Annotated in this window: 11 protein-coding genes; 7 read left to right on the forward strand and 4 right to left on the reverse strand. The window is 50.7% G+C overall.

Annotated features, from left to right (window positions below):
- Window positions 1-33 precede the first annotated feature (33 nt).
- The gene (locus NV375_RS10410; RefSeq protein WP_258808169.1) at window positions 34-2,175 is read right to left on the reverse strand and encodes a TonB-dependent receptor domain-containing protein; all 2,142 of its coding nucleotides are present in this window, start codon (window positions 2,173-2,175) and stop codon (window positions 34-36) included.
- A gap of 71 nt (window positions 2,176-2,246) precedes the next feature.
- On the reverse strand, window positions 2,247-3,536 hold the full coding sequence (locus NV375_RS10415) for an anti-phage deoxyguanosine triphosphatase (RefSeq protein ID WP_258808170.1): 1,290 nt from the start codon (window positions 3,534-3,536) through the stop codon (window positions 2,247-2,249).
- A gap of 152 nt (window positions 3,537-3,688) precedes the next feature.
- On the opposite strand from NV375_RS10415, the gene NV375_RS10420 reads away from it, so the two are divergent.
- Window positions 3,689-4,909, forward strand: a complete 1,221-nt coding sequence (locus NV375_RS10420) for a permease (RefSeq protein ID WP_258808171.1) — start codon at window positions 3,689-3,691, stop codon at window positions 4,907-4,909.
- 14 nt (window positions 4,910-4,923) lie between these two features.
- Here NV375_RS10420 and NV375_RS10425 read toward each other — a convergent pair whose 3' ends face one another.
- Window positions 4,924-5,409 (reverse strand): YajQ family cyclic di-GMP-binding protein, encoded by a 486-nt coding sequence (locus NV375_RS10425; RefSeq protein ID WP_258808172.1) that lies wholly within the window; start codon window positions 5,407-5,409, stop codon window positions 4,924-4,926.
- A gap of 78 nt (window positions 5,410-5,487) precedes the next feature.
- Between NV375_RS10425 and NV375_RS10430 the strand changes: the two genes are divergently transcribed.
- The 6 genes from NV375_RS10430 (at window position 5,488) to NV375_RS10455 (ending at window position 15,936) form a co-directional block, all read left to right on the forward strand.
- Window positions 5,488-9,987: an EAL domain-containing protein gene (locus NV375_RS10430; protein ID WP_258808173.1), complete on the forward strand. Its 4,500-nt coding sequence runs from the start codon at window positions 5,488-5,490 to the stop codon at window positions 9,985-9,987.
- Complete coding sequence (locus NV375_RS10435) at window positions 9,968-11,419, forward strand: GAF domain-containing protein (protein ID WP_258808174.1); 1,452 nt, start codon at window positions 9,968-9,970, stop codon at window positions 11,417-11,419. Before NV375_RS10430 ends, NV375_RS10435 begins: the two co-directional genes overlap by 20 nt.
- Before the next feature lie 89 nt (window positions 11,420-11,508).
- Window positions 11,509-12,420 (forward strand): alpha/beta fold hydrolase, encoded by a 912-nt coding sequence (locus NV375_RS10440; RefSeq protein WP_258808175.1) that lies wholly within the window; start codon window positions 11,509-11,511, stop codon window positions 12,418-12,420.
- A complete protein-coding gene (locus tag NV375_RS10445; protein ID WP_258808176.1) occupies window positions 12,417-13,499 on the forward strand; it encodes a hypothetical protein in 1,083 nt (360 codons plus the stop codon). Before NV375_RS10440 ends, NV375_RS10445 begins: the two co-directional genes overlap by 4 nt.
- Before the next feature lie 89 nt (window positions 13,500-13,588).
- Window positions 13,589-14,899: an O-acetylhomoserine aminocarboxypropyltransferase/cysteine synthase family protein gene (locus NV375_RS10450; RefSeq protein WP_258808177.1), complete on the forward strand. Its 1,311-nt coding sequence runs from the start codon at window positions 13,589-13,591 to the stop codon at window positions 14,897-14,899.
- A 44-nt stretch (window positions 14,900-14,943) separates the two neighbouring features.
- A complete protein-coding gene (locus NV375_RS10455; protein ID WP_258808178.1) occupies window positions 14,944-15,936 on the forward strand; it encodes an alpha/beta hydrolase in 993 nt (330 codons plus the stop codon).
- 4 nt (window positions 15,937-15,940) lie between these two features.
- Here the strand turns inward: NV375_RS10455 and NV375_RS10460 are convergent, their stop codons facing one another.
- On the reverse strand, window positions 15,941-17,575 hold the full coding sequence (locus tag NV375_RS10460; RefSeq protein ID WP_258808179.1) for a M48 family metallopeptidase: 1,635 nt from the start codon (window positions 17,573-17,575) through the stop codon (window positions 15,941-15,943).
- Window positions 17,576-17,581: the final 6 nt, after the last annotated feature.

Raw genomic sequence — 17,581 nt, forward strand, 5'->3', positions numbered from 1 at the left:
TGTCGGCGACCCTCTCTTAGTTCAAGTCAGAACTTAAAACCGATAGTCAAAACCTACCGATACGGTTTGTGGTTTGTTCGGCCGTGCACCGTATGGCAAACGTGAAATAATGACTTGCTCGTCGAAAATATTCTCAACTTTCAAGAATACCGTCGTCTGCGGATTTAGCGGGTAACGACTAATCCAATCCACTGTAAGTAGTGACTCGGTGGTGGCAAATGGACTGTCACTGCGCTGACAGCCAACGCTGACACAAGTCTCATCCATGTATTTCACCACGGCGTGATTGTCCCAACCATTTTCCATCAGTAAGCCTACTTGCGCACTGAAGATTTGCTCGGGAATATCGGCTAACGTATCGCCGTCTTGGACGCCAGTAAGAGCATTATCTTCGCTAATTTCAGCGCTGGTGTAAGTGTAACTAAAGCTGACTGGCATACGGGCCCCGCTAAGTTGCCATTCGTTGCCGAGCTGTACTTCTAAACCTTGTACTAATGCTTCGCCAGTGACGTAACTACCGGACGTTGCGCCATTACTACATGGGCTTGCAACCGAACAGCTTTCCGCTTGATTGTTGAAGTCGCTACGGAAGAAGATAGCTTCGGCGAACAGGTCTTGTGCTTGATAGCGCGCACCGAACTCATAGTTAGTGCTGGTTTCCGGTTCATCAGTTGCAGTTGCACCGCCGCCAAGTGGTGCGAAGCCGCGATGCACACCAGCTAACACTTGCACATTGTCATTTAGATCATAGGTGAACGATACGCCTGGCAACCACTCTTGTGCGTTACTGCTGCGCGAGCTAGGCGTGGTTGAGCGATCAACCGTAGCGAATTGGTGGCGGAACGTGTCCACGTCTTCATAGCGCAAGGTTGCTTGCACTTTTAAGTTCGCGGTGGCTTGCCACACATCAGCGAGCCAGAAAGCCATTGCATCGGCACCTTCTAAACGGTTATCGCCGCCGGTTGGCTGAATGGTCTCTTGATACACTAAACTGCCGTTCACTTGATCGTATACTTCAACGGGTTGGAAACGATCCATGCGGTCGCTATGGTCGCGTAAGCCCAACTCAATTTCGTGCGTATGCAAATTGAGCTTGAGGCGTGCTTCAACGCCATAAGATTCATAGGCACGATTGTTGTGTTTGTAGCTTAAACCTTGATAGTCGAGCTCACCGTCAAGCACAGCTTGTGCCTGGCCGTCACCCGCATTAGCGGCTGCGATCAGTGAGCTTGGGCTGCCTTTGAACCAGTCACGCTTGTATTCATTGCGGTAACCGACAACCGCCAAGTTAAGGTTGTCGGCCAAATCCGCCTCATAAGTCAAACTTAAACCGCTATGTTGATTGTCCATTTGGTCAATAGCGGTCAAGCCGTAACGTCGTTTAGGGTTGCGGTTGAAGTCGGCATCAGTTAAGCCCGCATAGGTTTCGTTGGAAACTTGCTCGGAGTACTGTGCTTTCGCCGTCAAACTTTGGTTAACGCCGGACCAACGCAGCTTCACCAAATAGTCTTCAATATCATGGCCGGCATCACGGTTGCTGCGGTCGATGTCTTTAAAACCGTCGCTGTCGCGTTGCACGGTATCGATGAGCCAGCCCCAAGCGCCTTCAGTACCGCCGTAATAAGCATGAATATCACGGCTGTTATTTTCGCCTAGGCGTAACGTCACTTGCCCTTGTCGCTGCTGTGGGATCGGCGTCGTGACTAGGTTTACCACGCCACCTGTGGTTTGCGGTCCATAACGCAGCAAAGGAGCGCCTTTAAGCACCTCAATGGTGTGCATACGATAGGCTTCAGGGAAGTAATAAGCTGCTGGATTTGAATAGGGTGCAGGCGCGCTCATGACGCCATCTTCAAGCAGTGTTACTTTGCTGGAACGGCCGCCAGCGGCTGCCCGAATCCCGATGTTGGGTCGTAGCCCTTGGCCGTCTTCTTCACGGATGTACACACCTGGTACGGTTTTGAGTAGTTGGTTAATGTCGGTGTGAACTTCAACTTCCATTTGCTCTGGTGCGACGACGGCACTAGATCCGGCGACTGTGCGCGCAGCTTTTTTATCGCCGATAATCTGAATAACCTCAGCAGCATCAGCTTCGGTCTCAGCGACTTCGGCAGCATAAGTAGTGTTGCTGGTCAGGGCGACGGCAATAGCGCCGGCCAGAAATGAATAACGCATGTTTCCCCCAAAATTCATGATTTGAAAAGCGGGGTTGATTATAAATGCAAACTATTCGCATTTGCAATGACTCAGATCACAAAAAGGTTCCTGTACATGCGTTCGGCATAATCATCTGTCATTCCGGCAATGTAGTCGCACAAAATACGGTCAGCACTCGCTTGGCCTTGGCTGTCGTAGGCCGTTTGCCAGCGCGCTCGTGTGTTGTGCGGGAGCAGACGCAACGGCTCATTGTGAAATGCACTGAACAAATTAAGCAGCATGGTCTGACTGCGATAGCGTAATTGCTGAATTGAAGGTTGATTGATTACATGTTCGAAAACCACCGCTTTAAGGCTATCTAGCAGAAAACGTTGTGCTTCGGGTAACACTGCATTAAAGCGGATGAGTGGTTCCTGCGCTGCGGGGAGCACTTGCTCGACGCGAACCGCCGTCACAAAAATATTGACCAAGGCGCCAATCGCATCTTTGCGTACACTGTGTTCCTTAGAAAACAGTTGCGTACCGAGTTTACCCATGAGCGTGCCAAGTTCATCGTCGAGTGTATTGACGACGTGATCAAGGTGCGCGTGCCATTGGGCTTCTGAGAGTGTGCCGGTGACCACGGCATCTTCTAGATCATGTACCCCATAAGCAATGTCATCTGCAAGTTCCATCAATGACGCGTCAAAGCTCTTGTGTAAGGAGCGTTGCCACGGCGATTTATCGAGCTGTTCAACGGCTTGGAAGCGTTCACGATCGGCGTCGTTCAGAGGTTCAAGTACCCAATCGAGCAAGTCCGCATCGCAGGCAAATAAAGCTTTTGCTGGTCGCCATTGGGCCAGACTACCAGGATTGTCGAGGGTAGCTGGAGCTTCCAGTTCGGGCATGAGCACCGGATATTTGAGTAAGCCAAGTAAGGCGCGGCGGGTAAGGTCCATACCATGCTCTGCATGATAAGCCTCGAGTTTTCCGACGATGCGAAACGTTTGGCCGTTACCCTCGAATCCGCCTGAAGCCAACATTTTAAAGTTAAGTGCTGTTTCGCCGCCGTGCCCAAATGGCGGGTGGCCAATGTCGTGCGCCAAACAGAGGGTTTCCATTAAATTGAGATCGGGCAACAGCGTGCGCTCGTCTTCGTTGCCGACGTGATGCAATTGATTAATCAGCGAAGTCCCAATTTGTGCAGCTTCGAGCGAATGCGTCAGACGTGTGCGGTAAAAGTCATTTTCTCCGACATTCATGATCTGCGTCTTTGACTGCAAGCGGCGAAAAGCGGCGGAGTGCAGCACTCGAGCACGGTCACGTTGCCAGGGGGTGCGACGATCGCCAGGACGTTGGGGTGAAGGTCCGGATCTTCGTGCTTGCCAATGCTCAGTCATAGCTTTTCCTTTTTCCGCTGGTTGTTTCGCTCGTAATTCCGCTCGTAGGAGCTCGGGCTCAATACTCAAGCTATAGTATGCTATGTTTAAGTCGAGATACCAATAATGAATAAGAACAATGAGATAGCACCAACCCATTGAGGACAAGCTTCATGACTGACTTTATCGGTAACTGGCAAGCGGCGGCAACCACCAGCTTGGGTTTCTTTTGGATGGCTTTGTGGGCTTTTATCCTCGGTTATTTTATCAGCAGTATTATTCAAGTACTCGTAACACGCCGACAAATGCGTGCGGTAATGGGTGATGACGGCGCTAAATCGATAGCATTAGGCACCTTTTTCGGTTTTATATCGAGCTCGTGTAGTTTCGCTGCGCTAGCTACAACGCGAGCTTTATTCAATAAAGGTGCTGCGTTCACTGCATCTATGGCGTTTATGCTGGCATCCACCAATCTGGTGATTGAGCTTGGCTTTGTTATTGCGGTTTTCCTGAGTTGGCAGTTTGTGCTTGGTGAATATCTTGGTGGCTTTTTGCTGATCGTGTTGGCGTGGCTGTTTGTCAAGCTAACGCGGCCGCGGCAGCTCATCAACGAGGCGCGTGACAATGAAGAAGGTGCCGCCGATGAAAGTGGCTATAACCTACGTCATTGGGGCGACTTAACGGATCCTGAATTGTGGCAGATGGTCGCTAACCGCTATGTCATGGAATGGCAAATGGTGTGGAAGGACATTCTGATTGGCTTCACTGTAGCTGGGCTTATTTCCGCGTTTGTACCTTCAGAATTTTTTACCTGGTTATTCCAAGGGGCTGGCGCTAGTGGTGCCGACTTAAGCTTCTGGCAGGTGCTTCAGCAGACTGTTGTTGGGCCCATTGCGGCATTTTTCACCTTCATCGGCTCAATGGGCAATATTCCCCTCGCTGCGGTGTTGTTTGGTGAAGGTGTTGCTTTTGCTGGCGTGATGGCGTTTATCTTTTCCGATCTTGTGGTGTTGCCGGTATTACGCATCAATGCACAGTACTATGGTTGGAAAATGGCATTGTATATTGCGGCGATGCTGTTTACCTGCCTAGTAGTGGCGTCTTTACTAATGCACTACGGTCTCGCCGCGTTTGATAGTCTGCCTGACGCTAGCAGTGTGCAAGACATTGCTGAGCGTGACCACTTCAAATTAAATTATGGGTTCTATTTAAATGTGGTGGGATTACTCGTAACGGGGGCACTGATCTTATTGCATTGGCGCCACCAACAGCATGATCACGGGGAACATGATCATGACCATGGCGGTGCTTCACTAGGAACACGAGTCATGTTGGGCTTATCAGCGTTAGCGGCGTTGTGGCTGATGATCGGGGCCGTGCTAAACGCTTTATAGTGCCAACTTAATCTTTAGTCGCGAAAGTTCTCGTATTGCAGAGGCAACTCGATATCAGACTCGCGTAAAAGTGCGATGGTCTGTTGTAGGTCATCGCGTTTTTTACCTGACACCCGAACCTTGTCACCTTGAATTGAAGCTTGCACTTTTAGCTTGGCGTCTTTTATCAGCTTAACTATTTGTTTGGCTAAGGGTTGATCAATGCCTTGTTTGAAGGTAACTGTGGCACTGTAGGTTTTTCCGCTGTGCGTGAGATCTTGTGGTGATTCGGTACCGGCCATACTAAGGTTTCGCTTGGCGCAGTGATTCGCAAAAATATCGTACAGTTGTTGTACTTGAAAGTCGGATTCAGAAAGCAATGTGACGGTAAGTTCTTTCAGCTCTATTCGAGCTTCAACGCCGCGAAAATCAAAGCGTGAGTCAAGTTCTCGGTTGGCATTATCAACTGCATTTTTGAGTTCGACACGATCGACTTCGGAAACTATATCAAATGATGGCATGGTGACCGCCTTTTTAGCTGCTTTTCGTAAACTTATGTTTTATTATCATTAATAAATGGGGTTATCACAAGGAAATGTATGCCTAAATCGAGTGGCTCTTTGCTCAATGTGATTGGAATAGGTGCTTCAGCTGGGGGCTTGGAAGCCGTCTCTCAGCTATTACAACACCTGCCCGACAAGCTACCTGCAGCACTTGTGATACTGCAACACCTATCCCCTCATCATAAAAGTATGATGGCTGAGATTTTGTCTCGTGAGGCAAAGCGGGATGTTAAAGAGTTGTCAAAGACCACGCAGCTTAAAGCTGGAGGCATTTATATTGTACCGCCTAATTTCAACGCGGTTTATGAAAACGGTAAAGTCGTTCTTACTACCGCACGCCCTGAAATCTCTCCGAAGCCTTCGGTAAACCAATTTTTTGCCTCTATCGCCGATGCCTTTAAAGAAAACGCTGTTGGCGTGGTTTTGTCGGGCACCGGCTCTGACGGCACCAGTGGTTTACGGGCGATTCAAGCCAGCGGTGGCTTAACGTTGGTGCAAGAGCCAGCGACGGCAAAGTATGATGGTATGCCACGTTCGGCCATTCTCGCAGACGCCGCTGATTTTGTGCTACCGGCAACGGAAATTGGTCAGCGGTTAGTTGAGTTTACTGAATTAGCTCGAACCACTAATGAAGCCGAAAGTGATCGCTTACATACATTAATGCGCTTGGTCAAAGAGAGCTATGGCCATGACTTTGAAGGCTATAAGCAAGGTACGTTGTTGCGGCGGGTGAAGCGCCGGATGGTCGCCACCGACTGTGATTCGATAATGGCGTATGTCGACTACTTGGGGTCACACCAAGAAGAAATTTCGATGTTGGCGCGTGATTTGTTGATCTCTGTGACAGCGTTTTTCCGCGATTTAAATGCGTTCAAAAAGTTCGCTGCAGCGCTTAAGTCTTATTATGAAAGCCATGAAGATCTGCGCGAATGGCGTATTTGGGTGGCGGGCTGCGCCACCGGCGAAGAAGCTTACTCAGTGGCGATTTTGGTTGCCGAATTGCAGGAGGAATTAGAGCGCGATACCCGTATTCAAATTTTTGCCACTGATTTGGATGAGCAAGCTCTGCAAGTAGCGCGCCGTGGGCGCTACAGCGAGGGCGCGTTAGCCGATGTTCAGCAGCACCTGCGTGAGAAATACTTCGATTACGATGGCGAAGATTATGAGGTTAGCAAGCAGTTACGCGACATGGTGGTATTTGCGAAGCATAACTTAGTGTCTGATCCACCGTTCATGCGCGTCGATTTTATTACCTGCCGCAACGTTCTGATTTACTTCGATACCGAACTGCAAAAACGCGTACTTAAGCGTTTTCACTTCGCGCTAAACCCTGCTGGTTATCTATTTTTAGGACGTTCAGAAAGTATTAGTGCTGCTGAGGATTTATTTCAATCGGTCGAGCGCACCGAACGTTTGTTTATGAAGGCGAGTGCCAATGTCGATCGCTCGTTTAATGCCGTCGAGTCGGCACTCACGCGCAAGCAAAAGGCGAAGGAAAACCCCGCCCGCGATGTGTTGCAAAGCCTCACCGAAGGGCTTGATTGGGTTATCGTCGAGTTAACAAGTAAACATCGTATTCGTCGCAGTTGGGGGCAGGTCAGCCAGTTTTTTAATGTGATTGCCGGCGATAACAACGCACTCGTAACGGATATGGTTGCCCAGCAATTCCGCTCGGAACTCATATCGCTTTTGCATCGTTTCCAGCGCCAACCACAATTGTTAGAAGGACGGCCGCATAGTGTCGACGACGAACATTGGCAAGTCTTAGTACTGCCTATGAACAGTGCAGGGCAGACGGTTCCCGCGGTCGTCTTCCGACCGCTTCAAATGGCTGTTCGCACCAAGCCGACAAGTGAGTCGGCCGAAGACGATAATGTTTGGTTGCAAGAAGAGTTAGTAGCGACCAAAGAGCATCTGCAGGCGATGTTAGAAGAGCTATCGGCCTCAAACGAAGAAATGCAGTCGCTCAATGAAGAAACGCAAGCCTCAAATGAAGAGTTACAGGCGACCAATGAAGAACTTGAGGCTGCCAACGAAGAGCTGCAAGCCAGTAACGAAGAACTGATTAGCCTGAATCAAGAGCTCAATACCCGTACCCATGAATTGGCGCGTTTGAACGAAGAGTACACGCACGTGTACGATGCGTTGGAGTTCCCCATTCTGGTGTTTAGCAACGATGCAAGGTTGCAGCGTTTTAATGCTGCCGCGCAACGGCAGTTTGCTTTGCGTCAAAACATGTCGCAACGCGAGTTAGCCCAACTGAAGTTTCCAGCCAAAGTGCGTGATGTAGTATTACAGCTGTTTAGCGAAGCGCATGAATCTGGAGACGTGCAACAGCAATGGTGCCGCGATCGTGATGAGGTCATGCAGGTGACGGTGGCACCGGGCCTCAACCAAGCCCATGAGGTTGAAACGCTGTTGTTAACGTTTATCGATGTGAGCGACATCGCGGCGGCCCACGAACAATTAAGAGCATCGCAACAGCAATTGGATCAAATCATTAGTCACACCACCTTGAGTCTGGCAATGAAAGATTTGACTGGGCATTACTCACTGGTGAATCCACAGTTCTCAGAGGTGTTTGCGGTAACCAACGAAGCAGCGCAAGAGAAGACCGACTTCGAGTTATTCCCAGAAGCGTTTGCTAGTAGCATTTGGGAACATGATTTATGTGCACTGCGCGATAAACAGCCGGTTACTGCGGAACATACGTTAGTGCAAGATGATGGCGGTCGGCGTATTTTTCGGATGGTCCATCAGGCACTCGTTGATCCTAAAGGCAAACCCTATGCGCTGCTGACCGAAGCAGAAGATATCACCTTGCGCAAAAATGCTGAGCAGCAATTACAGATTGCGGCTAGGGTTTATGAGCAGGCCGGTGAAGCTATCGTTGTCTTGAATGGGCAAGGTGTTATTCAAACAGTCAATTCGGCCTTTTTGCGGCTTACCGAGTTGACTGAAGAACAAGCGCTCAATTTTCCATTCTGGAACTTCCTGACGACTGAGCAAGAACGCGGCCGTGATCCGAAAACGATTCAACAAACCTTGCAGAAAGATGGTTTGTGGCAGGGTGAAACCTTGTTGAGCTCGAAAAAAGTTGAGCAGTTATCGATTTGGTTAACGATCAATCAAATCAAGTCACATGACACCAACGACGCGGCCTACGTGGCGGTGTTTGCCGATATCTCCAACCTGAAAGAATCACAGCGTAAGGTGGAATACCTTGCTACGCATGATAGCTTGACCGGCCTGCCTAATCGAACCTTGTTCCATGACCGTTTGGAACATGCGCTCGAGGTTGCACGGCGCCGCAAAACTGAAGTGGGCGTGTTGTTTATTGACTTAGATAACTTTAAGCAACTTAACGATACTTTAGGGCATGACGCCGGCGATGAGCTGTTGATACAAGCTGCTGAGCGCTTGAAAAGCGTGGCCCGCGAGATGGACACCGTGGCGCGCCTTGGTGGTGACGAATTTACCATTATCATTGTTGATTCGACCATGGCGGCACTGGAGCGAGTTGCGCGGGAAGTGCTGGAAGTACTCGACAAACCGTTCATCATACAACGGCAACGCCATTATGTAGGTGGTAGTATAGGCATCGCCATCTACCCTGATGATGGCTTGAATATTGCGGAGTTATTAAAAGCTGCCGACACTGCGATGTATCGGGCCAAGGAAAATGGCCGAGGTCGTTATGAATTGTTTAAAGAAGAGTTGCAATCGCAAATGCTCAAGCAAACTCGACTTGAGAATGATTTACGGCAAGCTATACAAAACAACGAGCTGACGATTGCGTTTCAACCTAAATACACATTGACGGATCCGCCTCGCGTTATTGGTGCTGAGGCATTAGTACGTTGGCACCATGAAGAACACGGTGACATTAGCCCTGCCGACTTTATTCCTGCCGCCGAGCTTACCAACTTAATTGTTGAGGTCGACAGTTATGTTGCTCGTGAGCTCGTGCAGCAAATGGCCAAATGGCGCGAACATGGTCTCGACTTTCCAATTATGGCGTTAAATGCTTCACCGAAGAGCTTTCAGCACGAGAGTTACGTTGACTTAATCTTGCATTTACTGAAGCAGTACAAGCTAGATTCGTTGATGCTGCAACTGGAACTCACCGAGAGGACGTTAGTGACGCAGCAGAACACTGAGCTTGGCAATATTGAGCGGCTTCGAAATGCAGGTATTCAGCTAAGTATTGATGATTTTGGTACCGGCTACTCGTCACTAAGTTACTTAAAACGCTTGCCGTTGGCCGAGCTTAAAATTGACAAAACCTTTGTCGATGGCGTTGTGACTGAAGTGAATGACGAAGCTATCTCGCGAGCCATTTTGGCGATGGCGAAGGCACTTAAGATCAAAACGGTTGCTGAGGGCGTAGAAAACGAAGCGCAAGTACGTTGGTTGACGCAAGAAGGCTGTGACTACGCACAGGGGTACTACTTTTCGAAACCGCTGAGTCTGCCTGCGTTCGAAAAGTTATTAAAAGCAGAAAAGGAAGCCGACGATGGCAACGACAACCAGTGAATTTATTGCCCAATGCGAAAATGAAAAGCTGCATTTAAGTGGTGCAATTCAGCCGTATGGAGCCTTGTTGGTTGTTGATCATCAGCAGACAGTGACCCATGTATCACAAAATATTGGGGAGCTGTGGCGCGGGCGTGTTGGCGACTTTCTCGGTAAGTCGGCTCCTTATGAAATAACAGGGTTACTGGCACAGCTGAGTCAAAAACGCCGTTATTTTCATGCGGAACTCGATGGACCTCAGGGCACACTGGATGTGCTTCTAACGGAAGGTGTAAATGGACAAATGCTCATCGAGTTAATGCCGACGCGCCGCGACGAGCGCTTGCGCTCTGCTGTCAGCATGTTTCCGCAAAACATCGCGAGCGAGGCGGAGTTAACCGATTACCAAACGCAACTGGTCGACTATATTCGCAAAGTCACCGAAGCCTCGCGGGTAATGTATTACGAGTTTCTGCCAACCGGTGACGGTGAAGTTCTGGCGGAAGCGAAGCGCGCTGATATTGAGGGATCGTACTTACAACTCCGTTTTCCAGCTAGCGATATTCCCCAAATTGCGCGGCGCTTGTATTTTACCTCGGAATGGCGAGCTATTTACGATGCCAATGCCGAGTCGGTAGCTGTCGTCGGCGTGCAACAAGACGACGTGCCGGATCTCTCGCAGGCAGAACTCCGCAGTGTTTCACCGGTACACTTACATTATCTACGTAACATGGAAGTAAGCGCCTCGGTGTCATGGCCGATCAAAGGCGCAGATGATTTGCTGGCGCTGATTTCATTGCACCATGATGAACCGAAAGCACTTGATTACGGGGTGTTGCGACACGTTAGTGAACTTGTCGAAAATTACAATTTTGCACTTCGCGAATACCGTACCGAACAACGCATCCGCCTGCATGATCATCTGCAAGCGAAGTTTAATCACTTCCATAATCGCTTGCTCAGCGGTGAGCATGCGGAGAGCTATTGGGACGATGTGTCGCAATGGTTGCTGGAAGAGTTTGATTGTGACGGCGTGGTACTCCGCACGGAACATCAACAACTTACCGCCGGAGTTGAGTTAGAACCTGATACGATTCAGGCACTACTCACACACATGCGGCAACAAGGTGAACTGGCATTTATCTCCGATGATCTACAACACGATGTTGCGGCGATTGATTTAACTGCTGCAGCAGGTGTTGCGGTATTGCTGAATGCTCCGGCACCCAAGCAAGAAGTGGCTTTTTTTGCGGTGCGAGAGGCACATATGTATGAAGTTGCGTGGGGCGGTCGTCCAGACAAGCCGATGGAGTCCCGTGATCAACATGTGCCGGTATCACCGCGCCGTTCGTTTGAAAAGTGGGTAGAGAAGCGGATGGCACACAGTAAACCATGGGATGAGCACACTCGCATCAAGCTCATGAAGCTACGTTTACTGTTGAATGAGTTTTAATTTGGAAGTATAGCCGTCTATATTGACAAGTGCGGCGCGGCTCAGTACATTCGCTGTATTGCCATTTGAACTGAGCCAACCCCCTTATTATGTCTTTTTCCTTTCAAGATCACTTCATTGACTTACCGCAAGGTCGATTAGCACTGCGCAGTTTTGGCCGCGTCGACGCGCCTGTTGTACTGGTGCTTGGCGGTATCTCCGGCGGCCGAAAAATTTATCAGGTGGATGCGCTCCAGCATGGCCGCGGTTGGTGGCAAGGCTTGGTCGAGCACGCAGCGTTACAGTGTTACCGTTTAGTGGCGGTGGATTACTGCGGTGGCATGGGCGACAGCGAGTGCAAACAGGTTCCTGGTGACGTAAGTGAGCACGCACAACTGATCACTCAAGCACTATTACAGCTAGGCATCCGTCAATTGCATGCGGTGATTGGTGGTTCTTTTGGCGGTTGTGTGGCGATGGAACTGGCTCGGAGTTCTCAACTCGATTGCCATCGCTTAGTGGTGTTGGGCGCCGCGCATCGGCCGACGGCACAAGCGGTAATGATCCGCAGTTTGCAACGCGATTTCATTGCGCAAGCCATTGCCGCTGGCGATGAGCAGCATGGCGTACAATTGGCACGCGCTTTAGCAATGCTAAGTTACCGCGGCGCTCGAGGACTCGATGAGCGCTTTCCTGACCCTGCCATGGCGGTCATTTACATACATGAGCGAGCGGCCACCCTAGTGGCGTCCGATCCTATGCGAGCAGTGCAGTTATTCAAGGATTTCGGCCCCGCACTCGATCGTTTTAAGGTCGATCCAGAAACCTTGCAGATACCGACCTTTGTCGTCAGTTTTGTGGATGATTATCTTGCTCCTGAACACGTGATGGATGAACTTGTCTCGCGGCTACCGAACTGTCCCACGCATTTACGCGTAGCAACGCTGCATGGCCATGATGGTTTCATCCTCGACACCGCCAGTTACGGACCACAACTAAAACAATTCTTGGAGGATGCATGAGTCAAGCGGAAATCGCGTTAGGTGTTGTCGGTTGCGGTACTATTGGTGGTTATTGGCTCGATCATTTTGCGTCGCAACTATCGCTTGCGTCACAAACGCGAGTGACAGCGCTATTTCGTAGCTCGCAAGCACTGGTGACGCCGCGCGGAATAGATGTTTCGCGCTGGCGACAACTATTTGCTGAACAAGCGGAACAGAGTGACAAAAATAGGATCTTGCGCTGGATTCAGGCGAGTCAGGAGCGTGGCCAGCAGACGGTGCTCCTCGATTTAACCGCTGCAAAATCAATCAGTCGGGCTTACGTGGATTGGTTTAAGGCTGGTGCACACGTGATTTCAGCCAATAAATACGCTGGTTCGAGTGGCGTCGATACCTATCAAGAGTTACAACGCGTGCAGCAGCAGTATCAACGAACGTGGCTTTACAACACCACCGTGGGGGCTGGTTTACCCATCTTGAGCGCTATAGCGGAGCGTTGTCGCTGTGGCGATGGGATCTTACGCGTGGAGGGCAATCTGTCTGGGTCGTTATCATGGATTTTCCAAAACTACCGTAGTGGTGATGCGCTCTCACAATGGTTGCTTAAGGCGCGCGATCTTGGGCTCACTGAGCCAGACCCGCGCACTGATTTGGGCGGCATGGATGTCGCACGTAAGCTTGTCATTCTTGCCCGAGAAGCCGGTTGGTCGCTGCAACTGCGTGATGTGGCGATTCACAACTTAGTCCCCAAATCGCTGCAGGATTGCAGTACAGAAGAGTTTCTAGCTGATCTTACGGCGTTTGATCAGGCTTTTGACGACTGGCGCGCGACGCAAGACGCGAATGCTGAGCAGTGGGTCTATCTAGGCTACATCGAGCGCACTGCTGACGGGGGGGTGCGTGCGGGTACCGAGCTGGTACCTATTGCGGCCGAGTCAAGCTACGCACGTTTACCGGCGGGTAACGCCAACTTCACCGTGCGAAGTCAGCAGTATGATGCGAACCCACTGATTATCCAGGGCCCAGGTGCGGGACCGGAAGTTACTGCGGCGGGCGTACATAGTGATGTATTGCAGCTTATCGGTCAGTTAAGAAAGTAAGTAAAAAAGGCTTGCACGATGAACTCACTTATATAGTATAGACGTCTAAACGTATAAACATCTATTAACTATTCGTAAGTGAGTGCCTTATGTCTGAACATTACCGAGCCGCAACTTTAGCTATTCATCATGGTTATGAAACCGATCCGACAACCAAGGCGGTAGCGACACCGATTTATCAAACCGCGGCATTTGCCTTTGACGATGCCCAGCACGGAGCTGATCTGTTTGATCTTGCGGTGCCGGGTAATATTTACTCGCGCATCATGAATCCTACCAACGATGTGCTGGAGCAGCGTGTGGCAGCTCTCGAGGGTGGTGTCGCTGGGCTTGCAGTGGCATCTGGGATGGCGGCGATTCAATACACGCTGATCACGCTGGCTAGTCAAGGCGATAACATTGTCACCACGCCGCAACTTTACGGTGGAACCTATACCTTGTTCGCGCACATGCTGCCGTCGTTTGGTATCGAGGTACGCTTTGCCAAATCTGATGCGCCCGCAGATCTGGCGGCATGTATTGACGACAAAACCAAAGCTATCTACTGCGAAACTATTGGCAATCCGGCGGGAAATATTGCTGATCTGGAGGCCTATGGTGAGCTAGCGGAACAGCACGGCCTGCCCTTGGTGGTCGATAACACAGTGGCCTCACCGTCGTTGTGTAAACCGTTGGAATGGGGTGCCCATATTGTCGTGCATTCGTTGACCAAATACATTGGCGGACACGGCACCACAATTGGTGGCTTGATTGTTGACGGTGGACGTTTCGATTGGGTGAAGCACAAAGCCAAATTCCCGCAGTTTAATGAACCCGAACCTGCGTATCACGGCGTGGTGTACAACGAAGCGTTTGAAGCGGCTGCTTTTATAGCTCGAGTGCGCACGGTGGCCTTGCGTAACACCGGTGCGGCGTTGTCGCCGTTTAATGCCTTCTTAATTCTACAAGGACTGGAAACATTAGAGCTGCGCATTGAAAGGCACTGTCAGAACACTGAACGGGTATTGCACTTCTTGCAGCATCACCCAGACGTGGCTTGGGTCAATTATGCCGGTCTAGAAAATCATCCCCACTACGAGCTGGCGCAGAAGTACATTCGTGGTGGCTTACCCGCTTCGCTGCTGACGTTCGGCTTGAAGGGCGGCTACGAGGCTGGGGTGCAATTCTACGACAAGCTTAAGTTGTTCAAACGCTTGGTGAATATTGGTGATGCTAAGTCTCTGGCTTGCCACCCGGCCTCGACCACGCACCGACAGTTGACCCCTGAAGAGCAACTCAAGGTCGGCGTGAAGCCCGAAGCGATACGTTTGTGCGTGGGCATCGAGCATCCGGATGACATCATTGCCGATCTTGAACAGGCTTTAGTAAAGACGGCTCAGAAAGTAGCTGCAAAAATTTAGATTAGGTATAGTGAGCCTCTTTGAAGTTGGCCTGAGATAGAAATATGCAAAGAGGTTTACAATTGGTGGTGCTTGCGCTGGTGAGCACCCTACTCATGAGTTGCGCCGCAGTGGTCGAAGAGCGCCTGTCGATGCGGCCCACGGCGTTTACGTTAGAGGGTGACACCGAAGCATCGTTACGTATCTTGCAACTCGATTCACGTGAATTTTGCCTGCCTTTTCTCGGTGGCTGCACGGGCTATTTGTATGGAAAGCCCTATCATTTGCTGGCCCAAGACGGGCAAGATAAGTTTGAAAAATTTGATTTTGACTTTGCCTTCGATGTCGGTGATCGCATTGAAGAGTACCAACTGAGTTTAAAGCGTGAAGAGGTCTCGCCACAGCGTGGTACGGTGGTGCTGTTACACGGCTATGGCGGTGATAAGTCAACCATGGCCACCAACGCAGGCTATTTCATGTTTCTCGGCTACCATGTGATAGCGCCAGATCTGTTGGGTCATGGCGAATCAACGACAGATCAAATGGGCTTTGGCGTGCGTGACGCCGACATGATCTCGGCGCTGCTTGATAGCCTACCGCAACGCGAAACGCCGGGACCTTTGTATCTAGCTGGGCTTTCTATGGGCACTGTGGCAGCTGCGCAGGTGGCTAAGCAACGTGATGATGTCGATGGCTTGATTTTGTTTGCCCCGATGGCGCCTATGGATGAAGCAACGAATGCCATGCTCGAACTGTGGTTTCCGCGCATGAGTAAGCTGATGCCCACCGAGTCCATTCGCGAAGGGGTGATTGGTGCGATGCAGCGTCAAGATATCGAACTTGCCGAAACTGACTTACAACAGCTATTGCCACAACTTGACATGCCGACGTTGATGATCGCCAGTGACATGGATACCGTTGCACCCTATGAGCGTTATTTGCCATTAGAATCGCCAAAGCGCAAGCTGGTGATGGTGCCGGGGCGCCATCACATCACGGTGGGAATTGTTGATAATGAGTTGCATCAACACATTAGTGCGTGGCTCGCCGCGCACTAACAATTTATTGCAGCATCTCGTCTGGGATCGGCACCTCGATGCAAGCGCACAAAATCGCCACTAACTGACGCTCTGCTGGTGACACGACGTTATCTTTACGCACGGTTGCCAGCCATTTTTCAATGAGTGTTTCTTTTGCTTTCGGCGCCCAACCACGACAGGTATTGAGCGCTTTACCTAACGCCCCACGGTCAACGTCTTGGCCCGCATCAGCACGCTCGAGGGCAGTAACGGTTACGTCCAACGCCTTTTGGTTATCGAGCGTGTCTTTGAACTTGCCTTTGGGTAACAGCTGTCTAGCAAGCAGTTGATACAGGCCCCAGTGAAAGAGATCTTGGCTTTGCGCCATCTCTTGTAGATCCTTCAGCAGGTTCAAGCGCTGTGCTTCCGACGCTTGCCGTAACGCCGGCACGGCGAGCTCTACCAAGGCAAGTTGCTGCGCTGAATTTAATCCTTTCAGGGCTTCGTTGGGTTCTCCTAACAGTTCGCTAAGCACTAAATCATGCACAAGCTTCGGTGCTTGTTGTGGGCTATGCGCCTGCTCAAGCAGCACTGCTGGCAGCGCCAGTAAGGCTAATTTGTTCAACGCCGATGGTTTTGGCTGCGCCTCTACATGCTCTTGCTCAGAGCGGCTGCGCGCTTTACGTGGTTCAGGGTAACGTCCGTTCCAGTGCGGCTCGATGCGTTTGATGCGCTTTTCGAGTGGCGGGTGGGTGGCCATCATACCGAACCAATGTTTGAGCGCTTCGCCAAAAAATAAATGCGCTGCTTCATCGGCATTCTTACTGACCAGTCTGCTGCCATGTTGGCGTGCACCGATTTGCTTTAATGCGCCCGATAACCCTTCTGGGTTGCGCGTGAATTGCACTGCAGCGGCGTCGGCAAGGAACTCGCGCTGGCGACTCACGGCCGCTTTGATCAGGTTGCCAAACAGCACGCCGATGCCACCGACAATCATCAGGCCAATGCCAACGAGCGGTAGGGCATTTTTGTTGTTACGGCCACGACTGCGACCACCGGAATACAACAGAATCCGCCCTAGATGAGCAACCGCAAGAATCCCAGCAAGCGCGGCGATTAAGCGAATATTTAGACGCATGTCACCGTTAAGAATATGGCTAAATTCATGGGCGACCACGCCTTGTAATTGCTCGCGTGAGAAGGTTTCGACGGAGCCTCGGGTGAGCCCGATGACCGCATCGCGCGTGTCATACCCAGCGGCAAAGGCATTAATATTGCTCTCGTGTGGCAGAATATACACCGCAGGAACCGGCATATTGGCGGCGATTGCCATTTCTTCTACGACATTAAGAACACGGCGTTCAACAGGGTCTTGGGTGTCTGGCGAGACGAGTTCACCGCCAAGATACTCGGCAATCACTTTACCGCCGGCTTTGAGTTGTAGCCATTTGATGAGCATGACCAACAAAATGCCGCCACCGACCGCTAAGCTGACCCACAGAAATGGCTGAATACTGAGTTGATAGCCTCCGTTCCCATCGGTTTGCACGGCACCGGCGATAAACGCTACCACTAAAGTTACCGCGGCGATGATTAGACCGAAGGCGAGAAAGAATAAAAGTACCAGCAGACCCGTATTGCGCCGAGCCTGCTGTTGATGTTCAAAGAAATTAACCATTCTAAT

This window comes from Pseudidiomarina sp. CB1 (genome assembly GCF_024752025.1).
GTDB lineage: Bacteria > Pseudomonadota > Gammaproteobacteria > Enterobacterales > Alteromonadaceae > Pseudidiomarina.